The following is a 19,842-nucleotide window of genomic DNA, read 5'->3' as shown; positions in this document are numbered from 1 at the left end:
TTACATTATAATTTTATGTAAAGTTGATTAGTTAGAGGTGACAAATGTGGATACAGCTTTTCACGCGCTCATCGGTTTTGCTCTGGCCGGCATGTCCGGACATACGCCAGCAATCACCGATCCTGTTTTTATCGCAACGATTTTAGGGGCTCAGGCGCCTGACCTGGATATTATCGCTCAATTGAAAGGAAGTATGACTTATCTAAAGCAACATAGAGCATTTTCGCACTCGTTTCCCGGAATCGCAGCCTTTTCGGCACTTATTGCCACAGGCATGCATTTTTTTTGTAATCAATGGAGCTGGTATTTTCTCTTTGGCTGGTCTTTTATCGGAGGATTATCTCATATACTTTGCGATTATTTGAATACTCATGGTGCAGCTTTATTGTGGCCATTCAGAAAAGAACGTTTGAGCTGTCACTTATTGAATGTTTTTGATCCAGTTTTATTGCTGATGTTTTTATTGCTGGATAGCGATCTTATGGCTACAAACCCGACGGTATGGGGTATTGTTGTACTAAGCTCCCTCTATCTTATGCTTCGCCTTTTCTTGAAACAAAAAGCCTTCCTCCAGCTTAAAACGTTTTTTACGGCCCATAAAATTGAACGAATATTGATTATGCCTTCCTTACGTAAAGTCCATCAATGGGACTTTGTCGTACAAACTCCGGAATACTATATAATTGGACAAGTCAAATTATTTTTCCGCTCCGTTCAGATCATAACCATGCTGCCCAACTTTCATATGAGTTCCCGTATGGCGCAAGCCGAAAAAACATTTTTAGGTCAATTTTTTAAAACATTCTCCCCTTTTGTTTACTTTGAAGAACAAGCGGAAGAGAATGCGATAAAAATATATGATCTTCGTTATAGTTCCAATCAGCAGTTTCTGCATTCCGCCACTATTTTGTTTAATCAAGCCAATCTTCCGGCTACTTCCTATATGCATTCTTATGGCCGCACTATTAAAGTGCCTTGTTAATATCAGAACTAAAGAGAATTGTTCTTTGCCGCGCCACTTACCGCAGCATTAGCTAATGATTCATTACTTTGAAAGTGCAAATTAAATTTGTGCTTTCTTTTTTTGATAAGGTAAGCATAAACCATAGGTAAGTTGCCGACAACAACGTAAAATAAGGAAAGAACCGTGAGGGTAACCAAAGTTTAATCCGGACAGGGTATTAGCTCCCTGTCTGCTATTTTTGGTATTTTGTTTAATTAATTTTAACAGCTATTTTATATAAAATGAGGGGAACAATATACATGACGGGAGGTGATAAAATGAGCAAATGCAAAACCAATAAATCTGCAGAATTTGCCAAGGAAGTATCCCCCAGCGTAAAAGAATCGCAAAATACCAATAATACTAATAAAAACAATCGTCCGAAAACTAAATCTTGTGGTTGTAGTTAATTTATTAAAAATAACTCAAAAGCATGAGATATGCTTTTGAGTTATTTTTTCACAATTTTTTAAGATTCATCCGCTTCACACGCTGTGCTAATAAAGAAGATGCGCTACTTTTTTCCTTGATCTCTTCTGGACTGATTCCCAGTGTTTCCGCTATTAATTTTTTCACGCGAGGACCGCAGAATGCGCCCTGGCAGGTTCCAAAGCCAGCCCTTGTTCGACGGCTTATAGCATCCAGGGAACGAATCGGAATACCGCGCTGCAGACAATCCACAATTTCTGCTTCCGTTACCCGTTCGCAGCGACAAATAAGATGTTCCTGAGGATCTGAGGCATTTATATCTCCTTTAAAATCCTGCTCTTTTATTTTAATGATTGGTTTACGATAGGGATCAAATGTTTCATTTTTGATTAAAGACAACCCGGAGTTTTGTAAGATAGCCAATACATATTGTGCAATCGCCGGTGAAGCTGTTAGTCCCGGTGAATCAACACCGATTAAATGAATAAAATTCTTTACCGGACTTTCTTCAATGATCCAGTCTTTCAAGCCGGATACAGGCCGATTGCCGGCAAATGATTTTAATACTTTTTGCATATTAAAATGAGGAACAGATTTTCTGGCTGTTGCTATAATATGATCCAAAGTTTTTTCATCGGTACTTACATCGTTTTTGTCATCAATTTCTTCGGCATTAGGACCAATCATAAGATTTCCATGATAGGTCGTAGTTACCAAAATTCCCTTCCCCATTTTGGTAGGAACCTGGAAGATAACCGAATTAACCAGATAACTTTCTTCCTTATCCAATAATAAATACTGCCCACGGCGAGGTGTAATTTTATAATCCCCAATACCTACCATCGCTGAAATTTTGTCGCTAAAGATTCCTGCGGCATTAATAAGATAGCGGGCTGTTACTTTGTCGTCGGCACTGGTCGTAATCGTAAAGCTGCCATCATCCTCTTTGGTAATGCCAGCAACCTCCGCATTGAATTTAATTTCAGCTCCATTGGCTATAGCGTTTTCAGCGAGAGCAATAACAAATTCGTAAGGAGATGTTACACCGACATGTTTTATGTATAAGGCTCCTTTAATATTTTCATTCACATGAGGTTCCAGCTTTAAAACTTCCTGCCGATTAATAACTTTTAAATCCTGAACTCCATTTTGAATCCCCATATCATACAAATTCTGAATTTGAGGAAGATCTTCTTCCTCAAAAGCTAATACAAAAGCACCGGTTTCACGATAACCGAAATGAAGTTCTTGGTTTAATTGATCATACATTCGATTACCTTGGATACAAAGTTTTGCCTTTAGTGTGCCTGGCTTATCAGTATACCCACCATGCACGATGCCGCTATTGGCCTTAGAACAGCCACAGCTTACATCCTCCTCTTTTTCTAAAACACAGATTTTCAGATTATATTTTGTTAATTCTCTGGCGATATTCATACCTACTACGCCAGCGCCGATAATACATACATCATACATAACCAGATTCCTCCTCTATTGCATCTCCTATCTTGATAATTATCCGAATATATATAATTTTCCTTCTTGATTGAGTATACTCATTTCGAAGATACTAAAAAACATTGCCACCTGGCAATGTTATTTAGTATCTCCCTTTTCCAAAATAAACACCTTTGCATCTTTCATACCGAAATCTTTGGCTTCATCCACCGTCCACTTGGCCACGTCAATTCGATTTCCCTTAATGGCTCCGCCTACATCTTCTGCCACAGCATAGGAACTCCGTCCATCAGGGTATTGTATAAGAACTTTTGACCCCAACGGAATGACGTCCGGGTCCACCGCAATAATGCCTGGACGAACATGGGTACCCAAATAGGTTTTATTGCCCCATTGATCATTATCGTGAGGTCCCGGGGCATATGCCGTAGCTTTCACATGAACAACATCCTCATAGTTGTCCGGTGCCGCCTGATGTTTGGACTCTGATTTCCGTGTCTCATGATGGCTAGTGTGAGCCGATTGATTTGAGGTATTTTTAGCTGCATGAGCGACTGTTGCAGGGATTCCAGGTAAAACCATGGAGGACATAATTGCAGCACCGGCAACAGCTGCTGCAATATGCTTTAGTTTTCCTTTCGTACGTCTTTTTTTACGACCGGAATGTTTCATAAAATCCCTCCTTTACCTTGTCCGAATAGGTTTCTCATTGCTTAGTATAAAACATATTTAAAATTAAATCCCCAGTACTTTTTGGTTGGTATTTATTTATGGAAGATATGTAAAATATTGAAATGAAAGTATACTACATGTTTTGCTTTTTTTAGGGTAAACTATTTACTAGTAGAAAGGGTGATCAGCATTAATAAAAATAATGAACCCAAATTAAATACCTATATGGTATCAAAAGAGGAATTGGATATCTTACTAGCCCAATATGGCAGTAAATTGGACCCGGTCGATCAAAATAAACTCGCTCAGAAGAAATTTCAAATGCAGCGGGCAAAACATTTTGAGCAAAGATTCCTGAAAAAAACAGATTAATTGTACACAGCTTATAACAACGGCTATATAAATTAAAGCTCCCCTATAAGCTTATTGCTTATTAGGGGAGCTGGTTTATGCCAGGACTCGTATTAACAATCGTTGGCGGACTTTTTATCCGGTTCATGTAAATCAGGTGTTTGGGTCGCTTGCTGCATTTTTCGAATAGCTGCCACCTCCGTATCAATAATCCAGCCAATTAAAGCACTGGGAATCATAATACTTCGCCAGCTAAGAATACTGGTAATTTGCTGGATTGCGGCTGCTCGCTTCTGACAATTTTCCATCGTATCGGCTAATTTATCCAGTTCAAAAATAATATCCCGTATGATATTCTTTAATCGGCCATTAGGTATTTTAGCAAATACTATAAATAAAATCATGGCTGTCAAATTGATAAATACCAATATAACAGCCCCATAAATTAAAATCTTTATGTCTGTAGACAGGACAACTCCCCCTCTCACCCAAGCAAGCTGCATATCCTAGCATATGCAGCTTGCTTGTATAGTGAAACAGCAAACCTTTCGATTACTCGTTACTTTGGGCATGAAAGAGAAGCTTTTATCATATATAATAAAGACTTTAACATACCCAAAGGAGGAAGCCGTTTGAAAAGATTTCATATTATGCTGTATGCTACGTTTCTTTTAACAGTGATCAGCGGCTTAACCACCAATCACTTAGCTAATGATCAAACGATTTCGGGAGTCTCAACCACGGACAAGGTCGTTGCTTTAACCATTGATGATGGGCCTCATTATAAAGTAACTCCACAAATTTTGACAATTCTTAAAGAGAAACAGGTCAGAGCTACTTTTTTTGTTTTAGGTGAGAATGTAGAACATTGCCCTCAAATCTTCGCGCAGGAAGTGGCTGATGGCCATGAGATCGGTACTCATACTTATAGCCATAAAACATTATCAAAATTAAGTCCGCAAAAACTGTCCGAAGAATTTGACAAAGCTGAAAAGGTTATCCGAACAACAGCTCCCAAGCCGACGCTGTTTCGTCCTCCCGGAGGATTTTATAATTCGCAAGTACTTGCACTCGCTCACCAAAAGGGATATCAAGTAGTTCTATGGTCAGTCGATCCGCAAGACTGGAATCGCCCGCCTACACAAGAAGTGATTGATAAGGTTTTAAAAGAGGTGAAACCGGGGAGTATTATTTTGCTTCACGATGGACAATATCCCCTTCCTACGCCGCAAGCTCTTGGTGTGATTATCGACCGCCTGCGTGAACGTGGCTACGAGTTTGTAACTGTCAGCGAGTTATTGCAGCATAGAGAAATGTTGCCCATATTTAATATGGGCAGGAAGTGGCTTTCCCGATTTTAAAATTATTTTCCTTTAAGCCCCCAAACTATCAAGTTGGTAAGACAAAAGATAAAATAAAAAACCTTTATGGATTTTTCCATAAAGGTTGAGTTTACTGGTGGAGATAAGCGGGATCGAACCGCTGGCCTCTTGAATGCCATTCAAGCGCTCTCCCAGCTGAGCTATACCCCCACAAAACTTCATTGTCTCACCGACATTATTAATTATATCTGAGTTATCCTATTATGTCAATAAAAATTATTTATTTATAAAATAATTTTATCAATCAAATCAATTAACTGTGAGATTTCCGGTTTTGATATCTGGCCATCCGCTCCAATGGCTTCACCTTTTCGGCGCATCTCTTCATTGATCAAAGAGGAGAAAATAATAACCGGTAATTCCTTCAATATTTGATGTTCTCTAATTTTCTTGAGCAAGTGATGTCCATCCATTTGAGGCATCTCAATATCAGTAATCACGATTTGCAATTTGGTAGCAATAGGCGTTCCGTCTGCGCCCATTTCCTCAAGCGCAGCCCAAGCCTCTTTGCCATTATGGTACGCCCGTACATCTTCATACCCTGCCGTATGCAAGGTACCAACCAACAGCTCACGAAGCATGGGCGAATCTTCCGCTACCAGCACTGTCTTGCTTTGCCGTATCTTAGTCAAGTCAGGGCCAGTTTTGGGAATGGTAGTCAGTTTAACGTTAATTTCCGGATTAATCACCGAAACTATTTTTTCAAAATCGAGCAAAACAATGATTTTATCCGACATCTTTATGAGCCCAACAACCATGTCAGAATCACTGATATCCGGCGGCGGCTCCATCGCCGTCCAGGAGACGCGATAGATGCGTGATACGCTGTCTACCAGGAAACCTACATAATAGTTATTCAACTCACTTACAATAATATTCTTAGTATTAGACTGGTCTTCAACATCCAAACATCTAGGCAGGTTAACCAAAGGCATCACTCTGCCACGCAAAGTAAATACACCATCGACATAGGGATGTGAATGCGGCATTTTGGTAACGGAAACGGGATTAATTACCTCACGGACTTTAGCCACGTTGATTCCATAACTAACATTGCCTACAGTAAATTCAATAATTTCGAACTCATTTGTTCCTGTTTCTAATAGTATACCCTTTTTCCCTAAAGTACTTTCACTCATATATCCGCCTCCCTACCATAGTAGCTCCCATACAAACAGGCCAATTGCTTTTACTATATAATATTAATTATACTAAATATTCTAAAATCCTCCAAGAATCGCCACGAATAGAAAAAATTCGTGAAGTAAGCAATGAGATCGTGTACTATTTGTCCGGTATATCGGAAGCAATTTTATATGTCCAGCCGTTTTCCTGTTTGACCAACTGGGCTTTCATTAAAGTTCCCAGGGATCGCTTAAAGGCGGATTTGCTTATGCCAAATTTTTCTTTGATGATATCGGCAGGCGTATCGTCTGTATAGGGAATCTTTCCATCACAGGAATCCAGTAATTCTAAAATTTTTTTTGCATCCACTTCCAGAGCCTGTTCCTTGACCGGACGCATAGAGACATTAACACGGCCGTCTTCCCTTACATAAGTAATTCGCACAGGAAGTTCATCACCAACACGCAGTTCTTTTGTAATTTCACTGGCATGTAAAAACGCAATATATCGTTCCGTGGTAAAGAGAAAAGCGCCTTCTGTAAAAAGATTGTATACCGTACCGGTTAACATATCGCCAGGTTTTACATTTTCAGCCGGTTTGGCGGCCTTTTGTAATTCTTCCTCAACTTCCATTGTCACAGCCAGCCGATCTGATTTGTCACGATACAGTTTGGCCCAGACTTTATCTCCCTTGCGAACCTTACCACGCATCCCGCTAAAAGGCAAAAACACGCCCCGCTCGGCGCCGATATCCACAAAAGCCCCATCACGGGTAGTATTAATAACTCTTACTCTTGCAATCTGCCCTTCGCGCATCTGTGGCAAGCGCATACTAGCTGTTAGGCGGCTTTTCGGATCAAGGTATAAATACACCTCGACCGTTTCATCCACCTTTACCTCATGTAATTGCTGTGCCTTATGTAATAAAATATCGTCGGAAGTGTTACCCGTTCCGGCATCTAAAAATGCACCTAATTCATTAACACGGGCAACTTTTAAAGTTACGACATCACCAGGTTTATAGTGACTGTTTATCGGTTTCATATGTCACCTAATCTTCCCAAGTGCGTACCGGGGCATCGCCCCAAAGCCGCTCAAGATTGTAAAAGATGCGATCTTCCTCGACAAATACATGCATAACGCAGGAGCCGTAGTCTAACAAAATCCAACGGCCCTCACGATATCCTTCTTTATGTAATAGCTTAATTCCCTGTTCCGCCAGCTTGTCCTCTATATTGTCAGCAATCGCTTTGACCTGAGTGGTTGAATTAGCACTGCAAATAATGAAGAAATCGGCTACCATTGATATTCCATTTACATCAAGGATAAGTATATCTCTTGCTTTTTTTTCACTTGCAGCTTGGGCTAGTAGTTCAGATAGACGAGAATTGGATTCGGACATTATATTCCTCCTAGTAACGAATTACTTTATTCTTTTAATTATTTTCCATATTGACTTATTATATTCTGTAATGATGACAAGTTTCCTGCCAGTGGTCTGTAAACTCTAAGTCTATAGAATGAATTGCGAGTGATTTTTGCGCCAGACGAGGCACCATGTTGCAGAAATAGCGGCTCCTATTTCAAAACATGTTAACGAAATCACCGGCAGAGGGCCTAAGAGAGCCTGCAGTACTTCACTGCAGGCTCTTAGCGCTTTGTTTTGCAGACTCACTTGGTTCTGAAGTGCAATCAAAAAAAAGCTTATCGACCACTTGCTTTGTCTGCTCTTTATCATATACCCAATAGCTTACTCCATCAATGGTGGCAAAATCTCCAGGTACCATTTCCGCTTGTAAATCGCCCTTTTTAAAATTCTTCAAACTGTTAGCAAGCTTTAAAAGGGTAAAAAACTGCATATCGGTAGTTACATATTTGTTTACCGTATTTATGATAGACGGCATTTTGAGGATAGTCTCAATTTGAAAAGCCTGATCAGTCATTGCCTTCAGAAAGCGCTGCTGGCGCTGAACACGGCCAATATCACCAAGTTCGTCATGCCTGAACCGTACATACTCGCCGGATGCCTTGCCATCTAAATGCTGATATCCTTTGGTCAGATGAATGTAAAGATTAGCATAAGGATCTTCATAATCCATATCATTTTCTACGTAAAGATCCACACCGCCCAGTATATCAATAACCTTTATAAATGCCTGCCAGTCAACAACCACATAATAATTGATCGGTATTCTCAATAAATCTTCCACTGTTCTTTTAGCCAGATCAGCTCCTCCGTAAAAGTAAGCATGCGTGATTTTATCATAGCTTTTATAGCCCGGAATGGTTACCTTTGTATCACGGGGAATGGATATAAGACTGACAGAACCTGTGTCCTTATTAATGCTGGCGACCAGCATGGCATCAGAGCGCCGGGGGCCTGATGGATCTTCCGCATCGGCATCATCTAACCCGAGCAGTAATATATTAATATGATTGGCAGGCGCTTCCCGGCCGCCAACTGATGCGGTTACAGACGTCGCGGCATGAAACATATTATTGTATGCATAAATTACAACACTTGCCAAAGATGTTATGATAAGCAACAGGGTCAGTAACAGAAAAAATACTCTTGTCCAACGTATACGGCGACGTCTGGTCTCCATGATACTCCCCCCTCTAAAAAAAACTATACATTAAAATTAATTTATTCGTTCCTGCATTAATAGATAATTTCTTCCAATTATCGTATTGGGATGGATAAAACCATGCTTGGCTATAATATGCGATATCGTATAATCATAGGCAAGCAGCATAGCTTTGTCCAAATTGGTATGGGCGGCTTTTCGCAGGGCAGCCACCCCCTCAAAGTCTCGGCCCGGCTCAATATAGTCGGCTAAAAATATAATCTTAGCAAGCGTTGACATATGACTGCTGCCAGTGGTATGTAGGGAAATGGCTTGTAAAATGTCGTCATCTTCCACCCCACATTCCTGTTTCACCAAATGCATCCCGATTTTTGCATGTAATAAAACAGGCTCTTCCCTTTCAATCTCATCGACAGGCAGCGCAAGCACGACCGCCTGGTGCAATAAGGTTTCCATCGGCAGTTCTCTTGCATAGTCATGCAGTAATCCTGCCAGTTTGGCCTTTTCCTGATCCACTCCATATTTACCAGCTAGCAAAAGGGCTGTTTCACTAACACCCAGAGTATGTTTAAACCGTTTAGGAGATAACCTTGCTTCAAGACCTTTAATTAGTTCCCTATAATCCACTTTGATCACCCAGTGTAGTAAAATTCTTCATGTTTTTAGGATATCCTTCCCAAAGCAGACAAAAAGCCTCCTATATCGGAGGCATCTTTTTCTTACTTATCAAATGTTACAATGCATAATTAGCCTTGCCGTGGCTTGGCTTCATTAACGACGATTTGACGTCCGCCAAAATCATTGCCGTTCATGGCAGAAATCATTTTTTCAGCATCGTCATCTTCTACTTCTACAAACCCAAAACCTCTGGAACGGCCTGTTTCTTTATCCGTAATAATCCTACTAGATATGACCGCGCCATATTCCCGAAAAGCTTCTGCAAGGCTTGTATCGGTAGTAGACCAGGGTAGGTTGCCAACGTAGAGAGTTTTTGCCATCTAGGGAATCACCTCTCTTTCCATGAGTTCTTAACTGACTTCCTTAACATTATTTGCGAATTGATGATATTTATGCCTGCCTTTATTTGACATGGCCTGCTATATAGGAAACGCAGAATTTTGATACAGTCGTTCTTTCAATATATAGTTTTCAACGTTCTCCGGTACGATATATTTGATGGAACGTCCATCTTTTATCCGCTCCCGGATATCGGTGGATGAAATATCCAACAGGGGAATGTCCAAGCGATGAATATGTTCTTTCCCTTGTGTGCCAAAATTATGGATAACCTCATTTAACTGCTCTACACTGCCCGGGCGGGTCACCGCTACAAAGTGGCAAAGTTCTAAAAGAAGGTCTATATCTTTCCAGGAGGCCAGCTCCAGCACAGCATCTGCGCCGGTAATGAAATAAAACATTGTATCAGTTCCATATATTTTTCGTAAAGCGATAGCCGTATCTACTGTGTAAGAAGGGCCTTGGCGCTCCAATTCAATGGGGGAAACCTGAAAATGCGGATTGGAACATGTAGCCATGACAGTCATCAGGTAGCGATGCTGTGCGGGCGTTATCTGCATTTGTTGCTTGTGCGGCGGCTCAGCCGCAGGTATAAATAAAATTTTCTCCAAATGATACTCAATACGTACTGCTTCTGCTACAACAAGATGACCTATATGGATAGGATCAAAGGTTCCTCCCATTATACCAATCCGCTGTCTGTTGTCCGACATTATGGGTCCGCTCCCTATTGTAATTTTGTAATGCTAGGGAATCGCTGATTTAATGAACCTGCCTGGCGAGAAATTTTTTAGGCTGGCAAAGAAGTAAAACCGCAGGAATAGCGGTCCCTATTTCAAAATTTTGCTGACGCAGCCAGACGGAAAAAGATCCACTAGCGGATCTTTTTCCGTCTGGCTGCGCAGTGTGAATAAATCAGTGGTTCCCTAGTTAAACCAGGCTCTAATCCAGGAGCCGACGATATCAATCCCGCTGCGGACCACAATGATGGTAGCAATGATAATAACGACAGCTCGCAAATAGTCGATAAAATCATGTCTTCCCTTTGGTGTCCTTAAATAATCTAAGAAAGCGTGAATATATCCCATACAACTTCCACCTCATTGTGTTCAATCAGCCAAAATCGCATGATCTTGAGACTTCTATACCGATCCGTTAGGGCCGTTTTTAAACTAATGGAATTGATCGTAGCGCGCGATTTCTGAGCCAGACGAATAAGGGTACGCGATTATGTATGATACAAAAATCGCCGTCAGGGAGCATTTCGGATAGTTTGGAGGCGCGCTCTAACAATTGATTCTGAAACTTATACCAGTAAAGTCATGTTATCCCGGTGGATAACTTCATCATAAGGCTTATGTCCTAATACTTCCGCAATTTCATTGGTATGCAGTCCCATGATACGTCTGGTCTCTTCCGCGTTGTAATTGGCCAGCCCTCTGGCAATTTCCCGGCCGGCCAGAGATAGGATACGAATCGTTTTACCTTGTTCAAATTCTCCTTCAACCTGCTTGATTCCTGCCGCAAGCAAACTCGAGCCGGCTGCCAAGGCCTGCTCACAACCGGAATCAACGATAACGCTGCCATGAATACGGGCGCCAAAAGCCAACCAACGCTTGCGAATTTGCAGGCGATTTTCTTTGGAAATGAATATAGTACCTATATTTAGACCGTTTAATATCTCTCGCAATACGCCATCTCTTGAACCGGAGGCGATAAGCATGGTAACACCGGAATTAACCGCTATTTTGCCTGCCTGTATTTTGGTATACATTCCCCCGGTACCCCGCAGACTCCCGGTTTCACCTGATAAGGCTTCAATCTCCGGTGTAATATCACCAATTTCACTAAGCAAACAGGCATTAGGATTTTTTTGCGGATTATCGGTAAACACACCTTCTACATCGGATAAAATGATCAGAATATCTGCATCCACAATACTGGCGACCATGGCCGACAGGGTGTCGTTATCGCCAATTTTTAATTCATCAATCGCTACCGCATCATTTTCATTAACAATGGGAATAACCCCCATGTTTAGCAGGGTTAATAAGGTATTGCGCGAATTAGCGTAACGGGTGCGTTTTACCGAATCCTCTCTTGTTAGCAGCACTTGCGCGACAATCTGGCCATATTCCCCGAATAATTTTTCATAGGTATGCATTAGAATTCCCTGCCCAATGGCAGCGACAGCCTGCTTTTCGGGAATTGTTTTCGGCCTTTCCTTCAGTCCCAGGCGGTCCATTCCGGCACTGACTGCAGCAGAAGTAACCAGAATGATTTCTTTTCCTTGATTGACCAAATCCGATAATTCTCTTACCAGTTTTTCGATGCGAAAAAAATTCATTTTTCCAGTATCATGAGTCAAGGTACTGGTACCTATTTTGACTACAATTCTTTTGGCATCCTTCAGGTTATTTCTGGTAAACATCGTCTCCACCCACTCTATTATTAAGGCAATTCTATTTTCCGGTTATCAGGATTACATTTGTACAATAATCCGTTTCTACCGATTACTTGTACTAATTCTGCCTGCAGTAGAGCTGACAAGTCAGCTATCGCCTCTTTCGGATCGGACGGACTGTTCTGCAGTACGCGAACCTTAATAAGTTCCCGGGCCAACAGCGCATCTCGTGCACTATCAGCTACGGCCTCAACTACACCGGCCTTGCCAATTTGTATAACAGGGTCCAGCGTGCTACCCATGGCTCTTAAATAACGTTTCTGCTTGCCTGTTAAGTTACTTTCCAACAAAATATCTATCCTCCTACAGCTTAAACTCAAATTCCATATGTCTTATACGCACCGTATCGCCTTCTTGTATTCCCCGTTCTTTTAATGCTTCCTCAATACCCATCCGTCGCCAGATAGCCTGGAAACGCCGTGTTCCCTCATCATTATCAAAGTTAATCATAGCTACAACTTTTTCAATTTCTTTTCCTTTTACCACAAAAGCGCCGTCATCATCACGGCTTATCATAAATTCCGGTTCAGGTTTTGCTTCATAGATTTTCTTTTCGGCTTCTTGTTCCGGCTCTTCCACATATTCTTCCAGCAGTTGCATGGTGCGCCACATGAGTTTTTCCAAGCCTTCTCCCGTTGCCGCTGAAACAGGATAGACTTCCCGCTTCTCTTTTTCCATAAATTCAACAATACGGTTGTAGTTTTCCTGAGCCTCCGGCAAATCCATCTTATTAGCTGCTATAATTTGTGGACGTTTAGCCAAGCGTTCACTATACAGAGTAAGTTCATTATTGATTTTATGATAGTCTTCGAGAGGATCTCTGCCTTCTAAGCCGGATACATCCAGGACGTGAATAATAATCCTGGTACGTTCAATATGCCGGAGAAAATCATGGCCTAGACCAACGCCCTCGTGAGCACCTTCAATCAAACCGGGAATATCGGCTAATACAAAGCTCTTGCCCTCAGCCAGACTGACAACCCCCAGCACAGGACTAAGCGTAGTAAAATGATAGGCTGCAATCTCTGGTTTAGCAGCCGATACTTTAGAAATAATACTTGATTTGCCTACACTGGGATACCCAACTAAACCAACATCAGCTAAAAGTTTAAGCTCCAAAAGAAGTGACCGGTCCTCACCAGGCTCTCCTTGCTCGGCAAAGGTCGGAGCACGGTGCACGCTGTTGACAAAGCGGGCATTACCACGACCGCCACGGCCGCCATGGGCAATCACCGCTTCCTGCCCTTCGGCAGTCAAGTCGGCAAGGAGATCACCGGTCAGCTCATCCTTTACAATCGTTCCGGGAGGAACTTTAATCACGAGTGAATTGGCATTCCGCCCATGCATATTTTTGGTCTGTCCATTTACCCCGTTATCAGCAGCAAATTTTCGTTTGTAACGAAAGTCCACCAAAGTATTAATGTTAGAATCTACAACCAATACTATATCGCCGCCCCGACCGCCGTCACCACCACTGGGGCCGCCTTTAGGGACAAATTTTTCCCGACGAAAGCTGGACATTCCATGTCCGCCGTCACCTGCTTTTACCGTAATCTTCGCTCGGTCTATAAACATGTAAACTCTCCTCTGACTCTTTTTAGATCAAATCTTTATGTAATATGCGCATTTAAAATGAAACTTAAACGCGGTTAACCGTTCCCCGGCATTCAGTTTGCTTAATATGCAGGCGCACAGCATCAGAGAGCAAAGATGGGTCCTTAGCTAAGTCTTCGATATATTTCATAGCTTTTTCCGTCCGACCAAGCTGAAGCATGGCATGAATAACTTGTATATGGTTTATAAAATCATGGCGTTGCATCCGTAATAGTCTGAGTAGTTCCTCACAAACCTGATTATCCTCCGATGATTCATTAGCCATACAAGAGTCCTCCCTATTCTGATACTATCTTTCGACTAATTTATATCAAAATGACCCGTTCCGGCCATATGGATCTCAACTTCAAATTTATAATCAGTGCTGCCAGCAATCTAGACATATCTTTAAATTATCAAAACGTCCACTGGCAGCGCTTTTCACGGCATACTGCATTAAAATTTTTTGAAATAAGAGCCATTATTCCTGCAAAATTTCGCGTGCCCTTTAGGGTATGCCTTGTCTGCATAAAAATCACCAGACATTGATCAGTTCGCTAATTTTGAAGACATACCCTAATAAAATTTAAGGGTAAATGAAAATAACACCTGCGGAATGTCCGCAGGTGAATATGCTACATAGCTTCTTCTATAGCGTAAACACTAACTTGCCTGTCATCACGGCCTTTACGCTCAAAGGCCACACGACCGGCAACCTTTGCGTACAAGGTATCATCTCGGCCGATGCCTACATTTTGTCCGGGATGGAAGTGAGTTCCTCTCTGACGGACTAAGATGCTGCCGGCAGTAACAACTTCACCGGCGTGCCGCTTAACACCAAGCCGCTTTGATTCACTATCCCGTCCATTACGAGAACTACCTACACCTTTTTTATGAGCAAACAATTGCAGGTTAAGCGAATTAAGCTTAAACATTACAATTCACCTCCCGTATCATAAAATCCGCACAAATTTATGATAATTCTTAGCAATTTCCTCAAAACCCAACAAGATCGTTCCCAAAATAGCATCGGTCAACGTATCCGGTGGTTCCATTAATTCAAAAACCATTTTCCCCTCAGCTATTTCCAGACTTATCGCCCGCTCAAGCTGCCGCTCCAGTCCGAAAACCGCTGTATGGGCCAGTACCGATACAGCCGCACAGACAATATCCTGTCCATGTCGTCCGGAATTAGCATGTCCTGTGACCGAAAAACCTAAAAGCGTTTGGTTGTCATTTCGAATTGGAATGATTGTAATCATAAGTTATGCGTTAATTTTTTCGATAACCACTTTAGTAAACGGTTGACGATGACCTTGACGCTTGCGATAATTGGATTTAGCTTTGTATTTGAAAACTAAAATCTTTTTGCCTTTGCCTTGAGCCATAACTTTACCGGTTACTTTTACAGCTTCCAGTACAGGTTTGCCAACCAGTACGGCACCGTCCTTTACCACTGTAAGCACACGATCGAATTCTACTACATCGCCTTCTGCCGCTTCCAGCTTTTCAACAAGAACTACATCGCCTTCTGCAACACGGTACTGCTTTCCGCCAGTTTGAATAATTGCGTACATGAATACACCTCCCTGCCTAAATACTCGCCGAATTTGGTACGTCACGGTTTTAAACCGGAAACGTTTATAAACCTTTTCGTGCGGTTGGGGCTGTAAGCCTAATCGCTTACATCATAAAATATTAGCATATAAGGAGTATCTTGTCAATAAATGTTATTCATCTTGATGTAGAATTGAAAAAACTTCATCATGCATAGCTGGTACCGCTTCACTAATTAACTTTCGATTCAACTCTTGTTCCATTTTTTGCAGATCTTCCCGCTTTTCCAATACACCGGCAACTCTTGGACTGGTCTGAATTACCAGTCTGCCTTGCAGCCTCGGCCGGGCAGCAATTTTTCTAAGCTCCCGGCAAATTTGAATGCAGACGGTTTCCGGTGACTGTATCCTCCCCCGTGCCTGACAGCAAGGACAATCCATATACAATAAGCTTTCGATATTTTGCCTTGCTTTTTTTCGCGTCATTTCCACCAAGCCCAAGGCTGTTAAGCCGAGAACATTGCTTTTGGTCCGGTCCCTTTGCAAGGTAGCTTCCAATGTAGCCAGAACATTTTTCTTATGCTCTTCTTTATCCATATCAATAAAATCAATAATGATAATGCCGCCAATATCCCGCAAGCGCACCTGCCGGGCAATCTCGGCGGCCGCCTCCAAATTCGTTTTAAGCACGGTTTCCGACAAGTTGGTATTCCCGACAAATTTGCCTGTGTTTACGTCAATGACCGTTAGTGCTTCTGTGCGGTCGATAACAATATAGCCGCCGCATTTAAGCCATACTTGCCGCTGGCTTATTTGTTCCAATGCATCGTCTATTCCAAAATGAGAAAAGACATCTCCCTTTCCCTTATGTACCCGTACCTTGGGTATTAAATCAGGCGAACTAAATTTCAATAAATCACACACTCGGTCATAAGCGTCCTGATCATCCAAAACAAAACTATCTACATCCGCAGTCAAGTAGTCCCGTACGATCCGTATGACCAGATTTACATCGCGGTATAAAAGCAGGGGAGCATGCGCTATTTTAGCCCTGGATAATAAGGTAGCCCAAAGATCACTTAAATATTTTACATCTTTATGTAAGTCTTCTTCACTTTTCCCTTCCGCCACAGTCCTTACGATAATTCCCATACCGGGTGGTCGTACGTTTTCGGCCAGCCGCTTTAACCGCTCCCGTTCGGCATCATTGGCAATCCTGCGGGATATGCCGATATAGTCTACCGTGGGCATAAGCACAACATAACGCCCAGGCAAAGTCAAATGTGTCGTGGCACGAGGTCCCTTACTGCCGAGAGCATCCTTGATAATTTGAACCATGATATCCTGACCAACTGTCAATGGATGATTTGCTGTCGGGGACGCACCGGATGTTTTGGGAATAACATCTCCCGTATATAAGAACGCATTTTTATCCCGCCCGATATCAACAAAAACAGCTTGCATGCCTGGCAATACATTTTTTACTTTCCCTAGATATATGTTGCCGACAATATTGGAACTTTCTGTACGTTCCACCGACACTTCCACTAATTCTCCGTCTTCCAGCAGTGCCATTCTTGTTTCTTCCGGATCGATATTGGCGACAATGGTCTTTAGCATAAATCGCCCTCCTCGCTTAAGATAACTCCAGTGGCGTTATCACCTGATCCTGTCCGGTAATATAAAGACCGGTACGGTGAATTAAAGCCGCTTCTTTGCCGGCAGGAAATGAAAATTGATCGACCAGAACTGAAAAAACATCACCCGGTTTTATACTGCCTGTCGGTGTAATTTTGATAGCCGCTTCGATTATAACTTCATTTCCATTATTGCTTAGCTTAAGGTCATGCAGTAAAAAGTCCTTTATAAGAACTTCCTTCTTTCCCTTAGGGGTCTCTTTTACAAAGTTAATATGTTCAGCTCCATTAAACTGCTCAATACTTTCATAGGCCTTGTCCAACATAGCTGCCGACGGCAAAGTTACCAAAAGCTTATATGTTGCCAGGTTTACAACCGCCATAAGGGCCGGGCTTTTTTCTGCCGCTTCTTTTGCCCGTCTTATCCGTATGCCAGAAGGTAAACACTGCATCAATCTGGCAATCACTGTATCGGATTCAACTGTTTCTTTCCATTCAATATCCAAATATTCCGCACTGCTGGTAACACCTACCGCCAAAGCCGACGCAAAGGAAATCTTCATATGAGGATTAAAGCCTTCCGAATAAGCGACTGGCAAATTAGCCCGCCGTATTGTTCGCTCCAGTGTCCGGGCATAGTCTAAATGTGAAATATAACGGATTTCTTCTTCCTTGGTTAATTCCAAACGAGTTTTAGGCATGGGCTTCTTGCCTCCAATCAATTACCTTTGCTGTTAACTGGGGGCATACGCCACAGGCTTCACAGCGATCACGCCGGCAGTCTATTGTGTAGGCTGCAGCTATCGCTTGGTCATATTCACGCAATAAAAATGCCTTATGCACGCCGGAGTTTAAATGATCCCACGGCAATACTTCATTTTCTGGCCGGTTTCGCCCGGCATAAAAATGAGGATCGATCCCTTCTGCCTGAAAAGCCTGCATCCATATGTTGAAATTAAAGTGTTCCGACCAGCCGTCAAATTTAGCACCGTTCTTCCAGGCCCGGTGGATAACCTTGCCTAAACGGCGGTCACCCCGGGCAAAAACACCCTCTAAGAAACTGGTTTTTGCGTCGTGCCAGTTAAAAGAGATGCCGCTTTGTTTTAATAAGGATTTCAATAATTCTTGTTTTTCTTCTATTTCCTCTATCTTATTCTGACCGAACCATTGAAAGGCCGTCTGCGGTTTGGGCACAAACGAAGATACACTTACTGTAACTTTTGCCCCGCGACGTCCTTTAAGCCGCTTATAACAATCCATCACCCGGCGGGCCATATCGGCAATCCCCCGCACGTCCTCTTCCGTCTCAGTCGGCAAACCAATCATAAAATACAGCTTGACAGTCGACCATCCGGCAGTAAATGCTGCACTGACAGCATCCTGCAAATCGTTCTCGGTAACCCCTTTGTTGATAACATCCCGCATTCGCTGCGTACCCGCTTCCGGTGCAAAAGTCAGACCGCTTTTACGGACTTGCTGAACCTCCTGCGCCAACTGAATAGAAAAGCTGTCAATTCTAAGCGACGGCAAGGAAACACTGACTCCCTGTTCCTTAAAAGTTGTTATCAACGTACGAATCGTGTCGTGCAGGCAAGAATAATCGGCCGAGCTTAACGAAGTGAGGGAAATTTCGCTGTACCCGGTATTTTTGACCAATTCCTGAGCTAGCTTCAGCAATGTGTCGGGTTGTCGCTCCCGTACCGGCCGGTAAATCATTCCGGCCTGGCAAAAGCGGCAGCCCCGTGTACAGCCACGGAACAATTCCAGCATAATCCGGTCATGAACAATATCTAAGAAGGGTACGACCGGTTTCGTTGCAAACATGGCAGCATCCAAATCATGAACTATTCTTTTGGTTACTGTTGGCGGTACACCTTCTTCTTTCGACGTAATCGCCAGAATTGTACCGTCTGCCTGATAAACAACCTGATACAAAGAAGGAACATATACGCCAGCTATCAGAGCCGCTTGCTTAAGGAAGGCCGGTTTGCCACCTGCTTTTCCCGAACGCTTCCAGGCTGAATAGGCATTAAGGACATCCAGCACAACCTCCTCCCCTTCACCTAAAACCAACAGATCAAAAAAATCGGCAACAGGTTCGGCATTGAACGCACAGGGACCACCGCCGATAATCAGCGGAAAAGAATCATCCCGTTCCTCTGCCAGAACGGGAATATGCGCTAAATCCAGCATATTCAAAATATTACTATAGCTTAATTCATATTGCAGTGAAAAGCCGACGAAATCAAGCTCTTTTAGCGGTGTAAAAGTCTCCAGCGTATATAATGGTATATTGTGTTCTCTCATTTGCGCTTCCATATCTACCCACGGGGCATAAACCCGCTCGGCAGCGATCGAAGCGTGATCGTTCAAAATTTGATAAAGAATCTTTAAACCCAGATTGGACATGCCTACTTCGTACACATCCGGCAGTGCCAGAGCTATCGTAACACCCACTTGGGAATGATCCTTTTTTATACTGTTCAACTCATTACCGGTATAACGGCCGGGTTTGACAACTTGTGTCAGAATGGATTGGCTTATCTTGACCATGCTTACCTCCAAAA

General features: G+C 42.5%; 24 protein-coding genes and 1 tRNA gene. 3 read left to right on the top strand and 22 right to left on the bottom strand.

The annotated features are described in order from the left end of the window. The first annotated feature begins 46 nt into the window (after positions 1-46). Positions 47-982 carry a metal-dependent hydrolase gene (locus tag BMW43_RS00350; protein ID WP_091743406.1) on the top strand — a complete coding sequence of 312 codons (936 nt, stop codon included), beginning with the start codon at positions 47-49 and terminating at the stop codon, positions 980-982. 299 nt (positions 983-1,281) lie between these two features. Further along, entirely contained in the window at positions 1,282-1,413 is a 132-nt protein-coding gene (locus tag BMW43_RS21640; protein WP_281246111.1) for a hypothetical protein, read from the top strand. A 49-nt stretch (positions 1,414-1,462) separates the two neighbouring features. On the opposite strand, the gene BMW43_RS00345 is transcribed toward BMW43_RS21640, so the two are convergent. The 3 genes from BMW43_RS00345 to BMW43_RS00330 all read right to left on the bottom strand — a co-directional run bounded on the left by BMW43_RS00345 (position 1,463) and on the right by BMW43_RS00330 (position 4,341). Then, a complete protein-coding gene (locus BMW43_RS00345) occupies positions 1,463-2,908 on the bottom strand; it encodes an NAD(P)/FAD-dependent oxidoreductase (protein WP_091743405.1) in 1,446 nt (481 codons plus the stop codon). 120 nt (positions 2,909-3,028) lie between these two features. Then, on the bottom strand, positions 3,029-3,562 hold the full coding sequence (locus BMW43_RS21635; protein ID WP_091743404.1) for a 3D domain-containing protein: 534 nt from the start codon (positions 3,560-3,562) through the stop codon (positions 3,029-3,031). 464 nt (positions 3,563-4,026) lie between these two features. Continuing rightward, positions 4,027-4,341, bottom strand: a complete 315-nt coding sequence (locus tag BMW43_RS00330) for a hypothetical protein (protein WP_245732162.1) — start codon at positions 4,339-4,341, stop codon at positions 4,027-4,029. Between the two features lie 204 nt (positions 4,342-4,545). Here BMW43_RS00330 and BMW43_RS00325 point away from each other — a divergent pair, with 204 nt between their 5' ends. Continuing rightward, complete coding sequence (locus tag BMW43_RS00325; RefSeq protein WP_245732161.1) at positions 4,546-5,274, top strand: polysaccharide deacetylase family protein; 729 nt, start codon at positions 4,546-4,548, stop codon at positions 5,272-5,274. Positions 5,275-5,369: 95 nt separating this feature from the next. Here the strand turns inward: BMW43_RS00325 and BMW43_RS00320 are convergent. The 19 genes from BMW43_RS00320 to BMW43_RS00235 form a co-directional block, all read right to left on the bottom strand. Continuing rightward, positions 5,370-5,445, bottom strand: a tRNA-Ala gene (locus tag BMW43_RS00320). Positions 5,446-5,519: 74 nt separating this feature from the next. Next, positions 5,520-6,434: a chemotaxis protein CheV gene (locus BMW43_RS00315; protein ID WP_091743401.1), complete on the bottom strand. Its 915-nt coding sequence runs from the start codon at positions 6,432-6,434 to the stop codon at positions 5,520-5,522. Between the two features lie 145 nt (positions 6,435-6,579). Then, positions 6,580-7,464 carry a CvfB family protein gene (locus BMW43_RS00310; protein WP_091743400.1) on the bottom strand — a complete coding sequence of 295 codons (885 nt, stop codon included), beginning with the start codon at positions 7,462-7,464 and terminating at the stop codon, positions 6,580-6,582. A 7-nt stretch (positions 7,465-7,471) separates the two neighbouring features. Then, on the bottom strand, positions 7,472-7,822 hold the full coding sequence (gene rsfS / locus BMW43_RS00305) for a ribosome silencing factor (RefSeq protein ID WP_091743399.1): 351 nt from the start codon (positions 7,820-7,822) through the stop codon (positions 7,472-7,474). Between the two features lie 235 nt (positions 7,823-8,057). Continuing rightward, positions 8,058-9,026: an LCP family protein gene (locus tag BMW43_RS00300; protein ID WP_091743398.1), complete on the bottom strand. Its 969-nt coding sequence runs from the start codon at positions 9,024-9,026 to the stop codon at positions 8,058-8,060. A 36-nt stretch (positions 9,027-9,062) separates the two neighbouring features. Next, complete coding sequence (gene yqeK, locus BMW43_RS00295; RefSeq protein WP_091743397.1) at positions 9,063-9,635, bottom strand: bis(5'-nucleosyl)-tetraphosphatase (symmetrical) YqeK; 573 nt, start codon at positions 9,633-9,635, stop codon at positions 9,063-9,065. Between the two features lie 119 nt (positions 9,636-9,754). Then, the gene (gene rbp, locus BMW43_RS00290) at positions 9,755-10,006 is read right to left on the bottom strand and encodes an RNA-binding regulator (protein ID WP_091743396.1); all 252 of its coding nucleotides are present in this window, start codon (positions 10,004-10,006) and stop codon (positions 9,755-9,757) included. Between the two features lie 99 nt (positions 10,007-10,105). Then, positions 10,106-10,738 carry a nicotinate-nucleotide adenylyltransferase gene (nadD, locus tag BMW43_RS00285; protein WP_091743395.1) on the bottom strand — a complete coding sequence of 211 codons (633 nt, stop codon included), beginning with the start codon at positions 10,736-10,738 and terminating at the stop codon, positions 10,106-10,108. A gap of 213 nt (positions 10,739-10,951) precedes the next feature. Further along, positions 10,952-11,113 carry a hypothetical protein gene (locus BMW43_RS20990; RefSeq protein WP_177173416.1) on the bottom strand — a complete coding sequence of 54 codons (162 nt, stop codon included), beginning with the start codon at positions 11,111-11,113 and terminating at the stop codon, positions 10,952-10,954. A gap of 218 nt (positions 11,114-11,331) precedes the next feature. Further along, positions 11,332-12,456 (bottom strand): glutamate 5-kinase, encoded by a 1,125-nt coding sequence (proB, locus tag BMW43_RS00280; protein ID WP_091743394.1) that lies wholly within the window; start codon positions 12,454-12,456, stop codon positions 11,332-11,334. Between the two features lie 20 nt (positions 12,457-12,476). Next, positions 12,477-12,779 (bottom strand): YhbY family RNA-binding protein, encoded by a 303-nt coding sequence (locus BMW43_RS00275; RefSeq protein WP_218140575.1) that lies wholly within the window; start codon positions 12,777-12,779, stop codon positions 12,477-12,479. A gap of 13 nt (positions 12,780-12,792) precedes the next feature. After that, a complete protein-coding gene (gene obgE, locus BMW43_RS00270; protein WP_091743393.1) occupies positions 12,793-14,064 on the bottom strand; it encodes a GTPase ObgE in 1,272 nt (423 codons plus the stop codon). Between the two features lie 64 nt (positions 14,065-14,128). Continuing rightward, entirely contained in the window at positions 14,129-14,368 is a 240-nt protein-coding gene (locus BMW43_RS00265) for a Spo0B domain-containing protein (RefSeq protein WP_091743392.1), read from the bottom strand. 349 nt (positions 14,369-14,717) lie between these two features. Then, entirely contained in the window at positions 14,718-15,017 is a 300-nt protein-coding gene (rpmA, locus tag BMW43_RS00260) for a 50S ribosomal protein L27 (RefSeq protein WP_091743391.1), read from the bottom strand. An 18-nt stretch (positions 15,018-15,035) separates the two neighbouring features. After that, positions 15,036-15,344, bottom strand: coding sequence for a ribosomal-processing cysteine protease Prp (locus BMW43_RS00255; protein WP_091743390.1), 309 nt, complete (start codon positions 15,342-15,344; stop codon positions 15,036-15,038). Positions 15,345-15,347: 3 nt separating this feature from the next. Further along, on the bottom strand, positions 15,348-15,659 hold the full coding sequence (gene rplU / locus BMW43_RS00250) for a 50S ribosomal protein L21 (RefSeq protein ID WP_091743389.1): 312 nt from the start codon (positions 15,657-15,659) through the stop codon (positions 15,348-15,350). Positions 15,660-15,812: 153 nt separating this feature from the next. Further along, on the bottom strand, positions 15,813-17,258 hold the full coding sequence (locus tag BMW43_RS00245; protein WP_091743388.1) for an Rne/Rng family ribonuclease: 1,446 nt from the start codon (positions 17,256-17,258) through the stop codon (positions 15,813-15,815). A 16-nt stretch (positions 17,259-17,274) separates the two neighbouring features. Continuing rightward, complete coding sequence (locus BMW43_RS00240) at positions 17,275-17,976, bottom strand: TIGR03936 family radical SAM-associated protein (protein ID WP_091743387.1); 702 nt, start codon at positions 17,974-17,976, stop codon at positions 17,275-17,277. Then, positions 17,969-19,828, bottom strand: coding sequence for a TIGR03960 family B12-binding radical SAM protein (locus tag BMW43_RS00235; protein ID WP_091743386.1), 1,860 nt, complete (start codon positions 19,826-19,828; stop codon positions 17,969-17,971). Before BMW43_RS00235 ends, BMW43_RS00240 begins: the two co-directional genes overlap by 8 nt. Between the last annotated feature and the right edge of the window lie 14 nt (positions 19,829-19,842).

It is taken from the genome of Propionispora vibrioides, from assembly GCF_900110485.1.
GTDB classification, from domain to species: domain Bacteria; phylum Bacillota; class Negativicutes; order Propionisporales; family Propionisporaceae; genus Propionispora; species Propionispora vibrioides.
The sequence above is the reverse complement of the archived record's forward strand: the minus strand, read 5'-3'. Positions and strand labels throughout refer to the sequence as shown.

Coding starts and splice junctions, on each gene's coding strand:
- BMW43_RS21640 (WP_281246111.1), top strand. CDS start 1,282: ATGAGCAAATGCAAAACCAATAAATCTGCAGAATTTGCCAAGGAAGTA.
- BMW43_RS00345 (WP_091743405.1), bottom strand. CDS start 2,908: ATGTATGATGTATGTATTATCGGCGCTGGCGTAGTAGGTATGAATATC.
- BMW43_RS21635 (WP_091743404.1), bottom strand. CDS start 3,562: ATGAAACATTCCGGTCGTAAAAAAAGACGTACGAAAGGAAAACTAAAG.
- BMW43_RS00315 (WP_091743401.1), bottom strand. CDS start 6,434: ATGAGTGAAAGTACTTTAGGGAAAAAGGGTATACTATTAGAAACAGGA.
- BMW43_RS00310 (WP_091743400.1), bottom strand. CDS start 7,464: ATGAAACCGATAAACAGTCACTATAAACCTGGTGATGTCGTAACTTTA.
- rsfS (WP_091743399.1), bottom strand. CDS start 7,822: ATGTCCGAATCCAATTCTCGTCTATCTGAACTACTAGCCCAAGCTGCA.
- BMW43_RS00300 (WP_091743398.1), bottom strand. CDS start 9,026: ATGGAGACCAGACGTCGCCGTATACGTTGGACAAGAGTATTTTTTCTG.
- rbp (WP_091743396.1), bottom strand. CDS start 10,006: ATGGCAAAAACTCTCTACGTTGGCAACCTACCCTGGTCTACTACCGAT.
- nadD (WP_091743395.1), bottom strand. CDS start 10,738: ATGTCGGACAACAGACAGCGGATTGGTATAATGGGAGGAACCTTTGAT.
- BMW43_RS20990 (WP_177173416.1), bottom strand. CDS start 11,113: ATGGGATATATTCACGCTTTCTTAGATTATTTAAGGACACCAAAGGGA.
- proB (WP_091743394.1), bottom strand. CDS start 12,456: ATGTTTACCAGAAATAACCTGAAGGATGCCAAAAGAATTGTAGTCAAA.
- obgE (WP_091743393.1), bottom strand. CDS start 14,064: ATGTTTATAGACCGAGCGAAGATTACGGTAAAAGCAGGTGACGGCGGA.
- BMW43_RS00265 (WP_091743392.1), bottom strand. CDS start 14,368: ATGGCTAATGAATCATCGGAGGATAATCAGGTTTGTGAGGAACTACTC.
- rpmA (WP_091743391.1), bottom strand. CDS start 15,017: ATGTTTAAGCTTAATTCGCTTAACCTGCAATTGTTTGCTCATAAAAAA.
- BMW43_RS00255 (WP_091743390.1), bottom strand. CDS start 15,344: ATGATTACAATCATTCCAATTCGAAATGACAACCAAACGCTTTTAGGT.
- rplU (WP_091743389.1), bottom strand. CDS start 15,659: ATGTACGCAATTATTCAAACTGGCGGAAAGCAGTACCGTGTTGCAGAA.
- BMW43_RS00245 (WP_091743388.1), bottom strand. CDS start 17,258: ATGCTAAAGACCATTGTCGCCAATATCGATCCGGAAGAAACAAGAATG.
- BMW43_RS00240 (WP_091743387.1), bottom strand. CDS start 17,976: ATGCCTAAAACTCGTTTGGAATTAACCAAGGAAGAAGAAATCCGTTAT.
- BMW43_RS00235 (WP_091743386.1), bottom strand. CDS start 19,828: ATGGTCAAGATAAGCCAATCCATTCTGACACAAGTTGTCAAACCCGGC.